The following is a 9,607-nucleotide window of genomic DNA, read 5'->3' on the forward strand; positions in this document are numbered from 1 at the left end:
CGGCGTGAACGCCTTATCCGGCCTACGGTTAAGGCACAAATTTGTAGGCCGGATAAGCGTAAGCGCATCCGGCATCGGTGCATATTGCCGGATGCGGCGTGAACGCCTTATCCGGCCTACGGTTAAAACACGATTTGTAGGTCGGATAAGCATAAGCGCATCCGGCATCGGTGCATATTGCCGGATGCGGCGTGAACGCCTTATCCGGCCTACGGTTAAAGCACGATTTGTAGGCCGGATAAGCATAAGCGCATCCGGCACCAGCGCACAATTACAAAATGATACGCTCCCCGGCACTAAAATCCATTACGTCTCCCGCCCAATCGATGGGATATAACCCTTTCGTGACATCGCGATGAAACGTTGAGAATGGCCAATCACTTACTTGCTTTACCCAGCCATGTTTTACTGGATTTATATAAATATAATCAACATGATGGCGATAGTCTTTGGTATTGCGGATGGCGTGCTCCCAAAAACGCGGTTGCCAGATATTTTGCAATCCACAAGCATGGGTGAATTGCTTTTTAATCTCCCGCCAGCGAGAAGAAAAATCATCATCGCTCTCGGGTAATGTCCAGATACAGTGCATATGCTCCGGCAAAACTACCCAGGCGTTAATTTCAAAAGGTCTGGCTCGCTTAACTTTAACAATGGCGTTACGGAGCATCTGATACTGGGTGGTCAAAAGCTGGCTTCGACGATTCCGTAAATTTACCGTGAAAAACCAGGTTCCCCCCTTGATGTAATAACGACGATATTCAGACATAGCGACTCCTTTTTCTCAACGGTAAGAAGAAAAGGAAAAGTCGACAATGAGGTTATGTTATATCGGGAAAGCGGCTCGCAAAAATGCACAGATTTGTAGGCATGATAAGACGCGCCAGCGTCGCATCAGGCATCGGAGCACAATTGCCGGATGCGGCGTAAACGCCTTATCCGTCCTACAAAATCGTCTCTTCCGTCAAAATCCGCCGAGCACCTAAAAAATGGTCCTGCCAGAAAGGTTCAGCTAACCGGCTTATCCGAATGGTTTCGCCGGTACGTGGCGACTCGATAAATTGCCCATCGCCCAGATACACGCCCATATGATCGGCTATCTCGCGGCTGTGGATATGGAAAAACAGCAAATCTCCCCGGCGCAGGTCGTTATTCGCCACAATCGTTGCCCGATGGTAGTGATACATCTCATTGGCCGTGCGCGGGAGCTTCGCCTCGAGAATTTTGTTGTAGGCATAAAAAACCAACCCGCTGCAGTCGAAGCCTTTATCAGGCCGCGTGCCGCCCCAGACGTAAGGCTTACCAAGCTGTTGCTCCAGGCGGTGGATCGCCACTTCGGTGATATTGTGCAGGTGGTCGCTGCTTAAGAAATGGTTGTTTTCTGCCAACGCCTGCCAGCGTCTGTCACTCGACTTGAGCGGCGCAGGAAACCATTCTGGATGCTGTTTTATCTGCTCGCGGTTGTGCTGGCGCAGCGCCCTTCTGCTTTGTGCGTTCCCTTCTACAATGTAGCTGGCCTGTTTTTTCAGATGCGCGTGGTATCGCTTTAGCAATCGCGCACGGTTTTGCATCCGCTGGCGGGCGGCGTAACTGAAGGAGGTGTGTGATGCGGGAGTGGCGTTGGCAAATATAGGAAGCCAAAGGGACAAAAAAAACACGCCCAGGCGCAGAAATCTGCCATGAGAGAACGAATACATGAAGGATATAAACTGGCTGAATGAAGGTGATAATTTTAAAGGAGCGGGTGGGTAAATAGGATTATTAATCGCTTATTTGCATATTACTATTGCAGTTTCATAACCTTAGGAAATAAGTAATAAATCCGCTATACAGCCGCTTTTCGGACTTTTGAAAATCGCCCCTTATGATAAATTTGTAAACCCAGCACCGACAGGCTTGCGTAAAACTCTTTTGGTGCTAATGTGAGCCTTCCAAATCCAGACTATTCCGATTTGGGATCTATTTTGCCGCCCTGGCGTGTGTAACCGTTTTATCAAGGAATAAGCAGTATGCGTAAAATCGCATTAATTCTTGCGATGTTGTTGATCCCGTGCGTTTCGTTTGCCAGTTTGCTGGGCAGCGGTAGTTCCACCACGCCAGTGAGCAAAGAGTATAAGCAGCAGTTGATGGGCTCCCCTGTCTACATCCAAATCTTCAAGGAAGAGCGCACGCTCGATCTCTACGTCAAAATGGGCGAGCAATATCAATTACTCGACAGCTACAAAATTTGTAAATATTCCGGCGGGTTAGGCCCCAAACAGCGTCAGGGCGATTTCAAAAGTCCGGAAGGGTTTTATAGCGTTCAGCGTAATCAATTAAAACCAGACAGCCGTTACTACAAAGCAATTAATATTGGTTTCCCCAACGCCTATGACCGCGCGCATGGTTACGAAGGGAAATACCTGATGATTCACGGCGATTGTGTTTCTATCGGTTGCTACGCGATGACCAATCAGGGTATTGATGAGATTTTCCAGTTCGTTACTGGCGCACTGGTGTTTGGTCAGCCGAGTGTGCAGGTGAGCATTTATCCTTTCCGCATGACCGACGCCAATATGAAGCGCCATAAGTATTCCAACTTTAAGGACTTCTGGGAACAACTGAAGCCGGGCTACGACTACTTTGAACAGACTCGTAAGCCACCGACGGTTTCTGTCGTCAATGGCCGTTACGTGGTCAGCAAGCCGTTGAGCCACGAAGTGGTGCAACCACAACTGGCATCAAACTACACGCTCCCCGAGGCAAAATAAGCTCCATTCGCCTGGCATAATCTTTTGCCAGGTTTCATTGCCCGTCAGCGGCTGAGTTGCAATCACCGTGACCACATCATTCGGTGTGGTCTGCGAGCTGAAGTCGATTTCCACATCCTGATCCAGCAACGTTGCCACGCCAAACGGCGCGCGGCGGGTGATCCAGTGCAGATTGGTTGAACAATACGCCATCACGTAACGTCCGTCCGAAAGCAGCATGTTGAAGACGCCCTTCTGCCGCAGTTCATCCGCCAGTGAGGCGATATATTTAAATACCGCCACCATGTTGCCCGGTGTGCGCGGATAACGCTGCGTCAATTTATACAACAACCAGCAGAAGGCTTTTTCGCTGTCGGTTTCGCCCACCGGGCGAAAGTTGCCGGTTTCCAGTGATTTATAGCCCGTCAGTTGCCCATTATGCGCATACGTCCAGTTGCGTCCCCACAGTTCACGGGTAAACGGGTGAGTGTTTTCCAGCGCCACCTCGCCCCGATTCGCCTGGCGAATATGAGCGATTACCGAGCAGGATTTTATCGGATAGTCCTGAACCAGTTTGGCGATGGGGGAATTAAAGCTGGGTTGTGGATCTTTAAATGTGCGACAACCTTTGCCTTCGTAAAAAGTGATCCCCCAGCCATCTTTATGCGGCCCGGTTCCACCACCGCGCTGCACAAGCCCAGTGAAACTAAAGCAGATATCGGTTGGGACGTTGGCGCTCATCCCGAGCAGTTCGCACATCGGTAACCTCCACAACAGCAGGGGGATGCCCCCGGCGAAGATTGGTTTAAGGATTTTCTGGCCGGACGCGGCGTAAACGTTTTATCCGGCCTACAGTTCGGGTACAGATTTGTAGGCATGATAAGACGCGTCAGCGTCGCATCAGGCATCAGCGCACAAATGCCGGATGCGGCGTAAACGCCTTATCCGGCCTACGCCAGACTTACTTAGCCATCTCTTTTTCGATTAACTGGATCAGAATATGGATCACTTTAATGTGAATTTCCTGAATACGGTCGGCATAGCCAAAGTGCGGAACGCGAATTTCAATATCCGCTGTGCCAGCCATTTTGCCGCCGTCTTTACCGGTCAGGGTGATCACTTTCATCCCCTTCTCACGCGCCGCCGCGATCGCTTTGATCACGTTTGCAGAGTTACCGGAAGTGGAGATCCCCAGCAGCACGTCACCTTCGCGACCTACCGCTTCAACGTAGCGGGAGAAAATATCGTTAAATCCAAAATCGTTACCGACGCAGGTGATGTGGCTGACATCAGAAATGGCAATCGCCGGATAGCCCGGACGGTTTTCACGGTAACGACCGGTCAACTCTTCTGCAAAGTGCATAGCATCGCAATGGGAGCCGCCGTTGCCGCAGGAAAGCACCTTACCACCGGCTTTAAAGCTGTCTGCTAACAGGACCGCCGCGCGCTGAATGGCGTGAATATTGGCGTCATCTTTTAAAAAGTTAGCCAGCGTTTCCGCCGCTTCGTTCAGTTCGTTACGAATAAGATCCTGGTACATGAGGATATCCTTCAGCATAAATTAAATAGACAAAATGCAGTGTACCGGATACCGCCAGAAGCGAGAAGTCCAGGGCAGCGCAATGGCCAGGACTTTTTGACCTGAAGTGGGGATAAAAACAGCAACAATGTGAGCTTTGTTGTAATTATATTGTAAATACATTGCTAAATATTTTTACATCTACTACAACCATATCATCACAAGTGGTCAGACCTCCTACAAGTAAGGGGCTTTTCGTTATGATGATTTTGAGTATTCTCGCTACGGTTGTCCTGCTCGGCGCGTTGTTTTATCACCGCGTGAGCTTATTTTTCAGCAGTCTGCTTTTGCTCGCCTGGACAGCCGCCCTCGGCGTCGCAGGTCTGTGGTCGGCGTGGGTACTGGTGCCTCTGGCCATTATCCTCGTGCCGTTTAACTTTGCGCCTATGCGTAAATCGATGATTTCTGCGCCGGTGTTTCGTGGTTTCCGTAAGGTGATGCCGCCGATGTCGCGCACCGAGAAAGAAGCGATTGATGCAGGCACCACTTGGTGGGAAGGTGACTTGTTCCAGGGCAAACCGGACTGGAAAAAGCTGCATAACTATCCACAACCACGCCTGACTGCTGAAGAGCAAGCGTTTATCGACGGTCCGGTAGAAGAAGCCTGCCGGATGGCAAATGATTTCCAGATTACGCATGAGCTGGCGGATCTGCCGCCGGAGCTGTGGGCATATCTGAAAGAGCATCGTTTCTTTGCGATGATCATCAAAAAAGAGTACGGCGGGCTGGAGTTCTCGGCTTATGCCCAGTCTCGCGTGCTGCAAAAGCTCTCTGGCGTGAGCGGGATCCTGGCGATTACCGTCGGCGTGCCGAACTCATTAGGTCCGGGCGAACTGCTGCAACATTACGGTACTGACGAGCAGAAAAATCACTATCTGCCACGTCTGGCGCGTGGTCAGGAGATCCCTTGCTTTGCACTGACCAGCCCGGAAGCGGGTTCCGATGCGGGTGCGATTCCAGATACCGGGATTGTCTGCATGGGGGAATGGCAGGGTCAGCAGGTGCTGGGAATGCGTCTGACCTGGAACAAACGCTACATTACGCTGGCACCGATTGCGACCGTGCTCGGACTGGCGTTTAAGCTCTCTGATCCAGAAAAACTGCTCGGCGGTGATGAAGATTTAGGTATTACCTGTGCACTAATCCCAACCACCACGCCGGGCGTGGAAATTGGTCGTCGCCACTTCCCGCTGAACGTGCCATTTCAGAACGGACCGACACGCGGCAAAGATGTTTTCGTACCGATCGATTACATTATCGGCGGCCCGAAAATGGCCGGGCAAGGCTGGCGGATGCTGGTGGAGTGTCTCTCGGTGGGCCGTGGCATCACCCTGCCTTCCAACTCAACCGGCGGCGTGAAGTCGGTGGCTCTGGCAACCGGTGCGTATGCTCACATTCGTCGTCAGTTCAAAATCTCTATCGGTAAGATGGAAGGGATTGAAGAGCCGCTGGCGCGTATTGCCGGGAACGCCTACGTAATGGATGCTGCGGCATCGCTGATTACCTACGGCATTATGCTCGGTGAAAAACCCGCCGTGCTGTCGGCTATCGTTAAGTATCACTGTACCCATCGCGGGCAGCAGTCGATTATTGATGCGATGGATATCACCGGCGGTAAAGGCATTATGCTCGGGCAGAGCAACTTCCTGGCACGAGCTTACCAGGGCGCGCCGATCGCCATCACCGTTGAAGGTGCCAACATTCTGACCCGCAGCATGATGATCTTCGGTCAGGGAGCGATTCGTTGCCATCCGTATGTGCTGGAAGAGATGGAAGCGGCGAAAAATAATGACGTTAACGCATTTGATAAGTTGCTGTTCAAACATATCGGTCACGTCGGTAGCAACAAAGTTCGCAGCTTCTGGCTTGGTTTGACGCGCGGTTTAACCAGCAGCACGCCAACCGGCGATGCGACTAAACGTTATTATCAGCACCTGAACCGCCTGAGCGCCAACCTCGCCCTGCTTTCTGATGTCTCGATGGCGGTACTGGGCGGCAGCCTGAAACGTCGTGAACGTATCTCGGCACGTCTGGGGGATATTTTAAGTCAGCTTTACCTCGCCTCTGCCGTTCTGAAGCGTTATGACGATGAAGGCCGCAATGAAGCCGACCTGCCGCTGGTGCACTGGGGCGTACAGGATGCGCTGTATCAGGCTGAACAGGCGATGGATGATTTACTGCAAAACTTCCCGAACCGCGTGGTTGCCGGGCTGCTGAATGTGGTTATCTTCCCGACCGGACGTCATTATCTGGCACCTTCTGACAAGCTGGATCATAAAGTGGCGAAGATTTTACAAGTGCCAAACGCCACCCGTTCACGCATTGGCCGCGGTCAGTACCTGACGCCGAGCGAGCATAATCCGGTTGGTTTACTGGAAGAGGCACTGGTGGATGTGATTGCCGCCGACCCGATTCATCAGCGGATCTGTAAAGAGCTGGGTAAAAACCTGCCGTTTACCCGTCTGGATGAACTGGCGCACAACGCGCTGGCGAAGGGGCTGATTGATAAAGATGAAGCCGCTATTCTGGTAAAAGCAGAAGAGAGCCGTCTGCGCAGTATTAACGTTGATGACTTTGATCCGGAAGAGCTGGCGACGAAGCCGGTAAAGTTGCCGGAGAAAGTGCGGAAAGTTGAAGCTGCGTAATTGAATAACGGAGCCGAAAGGCTCCGTTTCTTTATCCGCTGATTATTTAAAATTAAAACCATCCGGATGGTTTTCCAGGCTGCCGGTCAACGCGGCGAACAGCACCGTTTTACCATCAATCGAAAGCGCATCGTTCACATTCAGCCAGGTGAGTTTCTCTTGTGACGTTTTCTCATCAATGGTCGAGAACAACCCCGTCATCTGATTAGATTTCTCGGACCACATCACCGCAATACGTTGCGAGCCGCAGTCATGCGGTTTGCACGCACTCATCACCTGATACGTCTCATCTCCCAACGTCACTGTTTGCGCGGGGGTATAAGTACCGCCTTTTATCACCCAGGCGGGCAACTTATGCCCTTCCACCATCTGATTAAACGCTGCTTTGGTGGCTTCACCCTTTGCCAGGCTGCTAATGGTTAAATCATCCTGCGCCATTGCACTGGTGGCGATGACCAAAGCGGCGACTGTCGTTATTGCCTTAAACATCATTCCTCCCGAGCTTATCCTGCCCATGTTATTAACGCCCTAAAGATTGGCTATAACACAGTAATTTGCAAATAAGATATTTCCAATATCAGCATTTGTTATCAATCTCTACCGCAGTAAGGTAATAACCCGATAAAGTGTTAAAGTTATAAAATCCCTCAAATAAAGGAGTTGTACACCGTGCCTGGTTTGAAGATTACGCTTTTGCAGCAACCGTTGGTGTGGATGGATGGTCCTGCCAACCTGCGCCATTTTGATCGTCAACTGGAAGGTATTACCGGGCGCGATGTGATCGTTCTACCGGAGATGTTTACCAGCGGCTTTGCCATGGAAGCTGCGGTTTCATCGCTAGCGCAAGATGATGTTGTGAACTGGATGACCGCTAAAGCGCAACAGTGCAATGCGCTGATTGCAGGCAGTGTTGCATTGCAAACGGACGCTGGTTCGGTTAATCGATTTTTGCTGGTAGAGCCAGGCGGCACGGTGCATTTTTATGATAAACGTCATCTGTTCCGGATGGCGGATGAACATCTGCATTATAAAGCAGGCAATGAGCGAGTGATTGTGCAATGGCGCGGCTGGCGTATTTTGCCGCTGGTGTGCTACGACCTGCGCTTTCCGGTGTGGTCGCGCAATCTCAATGATTATGACCTCGCAATCTACGTTGCCAACTGGCCTGCCCCGCGCTCTTTGCACTGGCAAGCATTGCTGACGGCCCGCGCGATTGAGAATCAGGCGTATGTCGCGGGATGTAATCGCGTCGGCAGCGATGGCAACGGCTGCCACTATCGCGGCGACAGCCGGGTGATTAATCCGCAAGGCGAGATTATCGCCACCGCCGAACCACATCAGGCTACGCGTATAGACGCTGAACTTTCGATGGTGGCGTTACGGGAGTATCGCGAAAAATTCCCGGCATGGCAGGATGTGGATGAGTTCAGGTTGTGGTGAAATCAGCGCCAGATAGGTGAGAGAAGCGGGAGTTGAGATCGGCACGAACCTTACCGTGAAGATCTCGGAGGGATGCCTAAGCCTGATCGCTGAAAGCGACGAAGTACAGGAACTGAGGAAGGAAATTTATCAGGTTAAACAGGTGGTTAAGGGGATGCGGGACGGGATGTTTAGTGTGCTGAACGAGAGTTAAATAATAAAAAGCCGGAAAATCATTAATCTTCCGGCATTTTTTGTTTCAATCATTGCCCTGAGCAAAATCTATAGCATCTATTACCCTCTGATTCTTTTTGTTAGCTAATAAAAAACCTGACCAACTTAATATGTCTTCAAGTTTATCTTTACCGAGAATTTCCTTTATATCAGATAGCATAACTTCAAGATCTGCCACATGATCTTTAGCGTTATTAGAAAGATCAAGGGAAAGATAGCGTCTTTTTAATAAATTAAGTGCATTATCTGGAGCAACGTGTAAAAGAATTTCGAATGCTTTTAATTGAAATATTTTATTAGTTACTAAAAACTCCAATATTGAAATATCTTCAGGAGATAAGAACTGGTTAAAGTCATTTTGCTTTCCATTATAACTTCTTATGTCATGCCATAATTGGTTATATATGTCACTGAACTGTTTTAAGGTATCGCTTAACATTTCTTGACTTTCCCTCGATTTACTATATCTGTTGGATCGACATTATCTTTAATTTTCCAGTCCATTACACCACCTTTCGTTTTTCCTTTTAATTCAACATTTTTCTTTGTGGTATCAATATCAACATAATAATCAGCACCTAAAGCCCCAGTGCTTCTTTTTATCGCATCAGGGTTTTTAGGATCAACTTTAACAGAGGTGACGCTTATTCCTCCTCGAGGATCTGTTGGATCAAATACAAAACCATTTTTAAGGAAATCTTTATATTCAGCTTTTGACATAAAACGGCGAACTATTCCAGGATTTTGAGGTACGCCATTTACAAGACCACTACCACTTAATCCAAGTGGATCTATCCATAACAGAGGATTAGGCGCATAGGCATATAAATTTAACCCACCCGCCAGCCCTATCGGGTCCTGGCTGATAAACCTTCCGCACTCCGGCGCATAATATCTGAACAGATTGTAATGCAGCCCCGTTTCTTCGTCAAAGTACTGCCCCGGCAGTCGCAGCGGCTGTTCAAAGTACGCCCCGCTGTTGCTGATGTCGCCCCGGTTTT

The 9,607-nt window shown here is 49.9% G+C and carries 10 protein-coding genes; 3 read left to right on the forward strand and 7 right to left on the reverse strand.

The window, feature by feature from the left end:
* Positions 1 to 271: 271 nt before the first annotated feature.
* Together rayT and C7B16_RS23140 are read right to left on the reverse strand one after the other, a co-directional pair.
* Positions 272 to 769 (reverse strand): REP-associated tyrosine transposase RayT, encoded by a 498-nt coding sequence (rayT, locus tag C7B16_RS23135; RefSeq protein WP_016248347.1) that lies wholly within the window; start codon positions 767 to 769, stop codon positions 272 to 274.
* Between the two features lie 175 nt (positions 770 to 944).
* Positions 945 to 1,697: a C40 family peptidase gene (locus tag C7B16_RS23140; RefSeq protein WP_123057431.1), complete on the reverse strand. Its 753-nt coding sequence runs from the start codon at positions 1,695 to 1,697 to the stop codon at positions 945 to 947.
* A gap of 312 nt (positions 1,698 to 2,009) precedes the next feature.
* Here C7B16_RS23140 and dpaA point away from each other — a divergent pair, with 312 nt between their 5' ends.
* Complete coding sequence (dpaA, locus tag C7B16_RS23145) at positions 2,010 to 2,750, forward strand: peptidoglycan meso-diaminopimelic acid protein amidase (RefSeq protein ID WP_001225687.1); 741 nt, start codon at positions 2,010 to 2,012, stop codon at positions 2,748 to 2,750.
* Here the strand turns inward: dpaA and C7B16_RS23150 are convergent.
* Both C7B16_RS23150 and lpcA read right to left on the reverse strand, forming a co-directional pair.
* The gene (locus tag C7B16_RS23150) at positions 2,721 to 3,488 is read right to left on the reverse strand and encodes a class II glutamine amidotransferase (RefSeq protein ID WP_107180222.1); all 768 of its coding nucleotides are present in this window, start codon (positions 3,486 to 3,488) and stop codon (positions 2,721 to 2,723) included. The genes dpaA and C7B16_RS23150 overlap by 30 nt on opposite strands.
* A gap of 202 nt (positions 3,489 to 3,690) precedes the next feature.
* Positions 3,691 to 4,269: a D-sedoheptulose 7-phosphate isomerase gene (gene lpcA, locus C7B16_RS23155; RefSeq protein ID WP_000284053.1), complete on the reverse strand. Its 579-nt coding sequence runs from the start codon at positions 4,267 to 4,269 to the stop codon at positions 3,691 to 3,693.
* Positions 4,270 to 4,508: 239 nt separating this feature from the next.
* On the opposite strand from lpcA, the gene fadE reads away from it, so the two are divergent.
* Positions 4,509 to 6,953 carry an acyl-CoA dehydrogenase FadE gene (gene fadE / locus C7B16_RS23160; RefSeq protein WP_016262915.1) on the forward strand — a complete coding sequence of 815 codons (2,445 nt, stop codon included), beginning with the start codon at positions 4,509 to 4,511 and terminating at the stop codon, positions 6,951 to 6,953.
* A 42-nt stretch (positions 6,954 to 6,995) separates the two neighbouring features.
* Here the strand turns inward: fadE and ivy are convergent, their stop codons facing one another.
* The gene (ivy, locus tag C7B16_RS23165) at positions 6,996 to 7,442 is read right to left on the reverse strand and encodes an Ivy family C-type lysozyme inhibitor (protein WP_016248344.1); all 447 of its coding nucleotides are present in this window, start codon (positions 7,440 to 7,442) and stop codon (positions 6,996 to 6,998) included.
* Between the two features lie 180 nt (positions 7,443 to 7,622).
* Between ivy and yafV the strand changes: the two genes are divergently transcribed.
* Entirely contained in the window at positions 7,623 to 8,393 is a 771-nt protein-coding gene (yafV, locus tag C7B16_RS23170) for a 2-oxoglutaramate amidase (protein WP_107180223.1), read from the forward strand.
* Positions 8,394 to 8,631: 238 nt separating this feature from the next.
* Here the strand turns inward: yafV and C7B16_RS23180 are convergent, their stop codons facing one another.
* On the reverse strand, positions 8,632 to 9,045 hold the full coding sequence (locus C7B16_RS23180; RefSeq protein WP_016262914.1) for a hypothetical protein: 414 nt from the start codon (positions 9,043 to 9,045) through the stop codon (positions 8,632 to 8,634).
* Positions 9,039 to 9,607: RHS repeat-associated core domain-containing protein (locus C7B16_RS25885; protein ID WP_107180224.1), on the reverse strand; the 569-nt coding region annotated here is incomplete at its 5' end. The genes C7B16_RS25885 and C7B16_RS23180, both read right to left, overlap by 7 nt.

The organism is Escherichia sp. 20412-1, from assembly GCF_003027595.1.
Taxonomy (GTDB): Bacteria; Pseudomonadota; Gammaproteobacteria; order Enterobacterales; family Enterobacteriaceae; genus Escherichia; species Escherichia marmotae.

Excerpts from the sequence above, each read along its gene's own strand:
- rayT (WP_016248347.1), bottom strand. The coding sequence starts at position 769 with ATGTCTGAATATCGTCGTTATTACATCAAGGGGGGAACCTGGTTTTTC.
- C7B16_RS23140 (WP_123057431.1), bottom strand. The coding sequence starts at position 1,697 with ATGTATTCGTTCTCTCATGGCAGATTTCTGCGCCTGGGCGTGTTTTTT.
- dpaA (WP_001225687.1), top strand. The coding sequence starts at position 2,010 with ATGCGTAAAATCGCATTAATTCTTGCGATGTTGTTGATCCCGTGCGTT.
- C7B16_RS23150 (WP_107180222.1), bottom strand. The coding sequence starts at position 3,488 with ATGTGCGAACTGCTCGGGATGAGCGCCAACGTCCCAACCGATATCTGC.
- lpcA (WP_000284053.1), bottom strand. The coding sequence starts at position 4,269 with ATGTACCAGGATCTTATTCGTAACGAACTGAACGAAGCGGCGGAAACG.
- fadE (WP_016262915.1), top strand. The coding sequence starts at position 4,509 with ATGATGATTTTGAGTATTCTCGCTACGGTTGTCCTGCTCGGCGCGTTG.
- ivy (WP_016248344.1), bottom strand. The coding sequence starts at position 7,442 with ATGTTTAAGGCAATAACGACAGTCGCCGCTTTGGTCATCGCCACCAGT.
- C7B16_RS23180 (WP_016262914.1), bottom strand. The coding sequence starts at position 9,045 with ATGTTAAGCGATACCTTAAAACAGTTCAGTGACATATATAACCAATTA.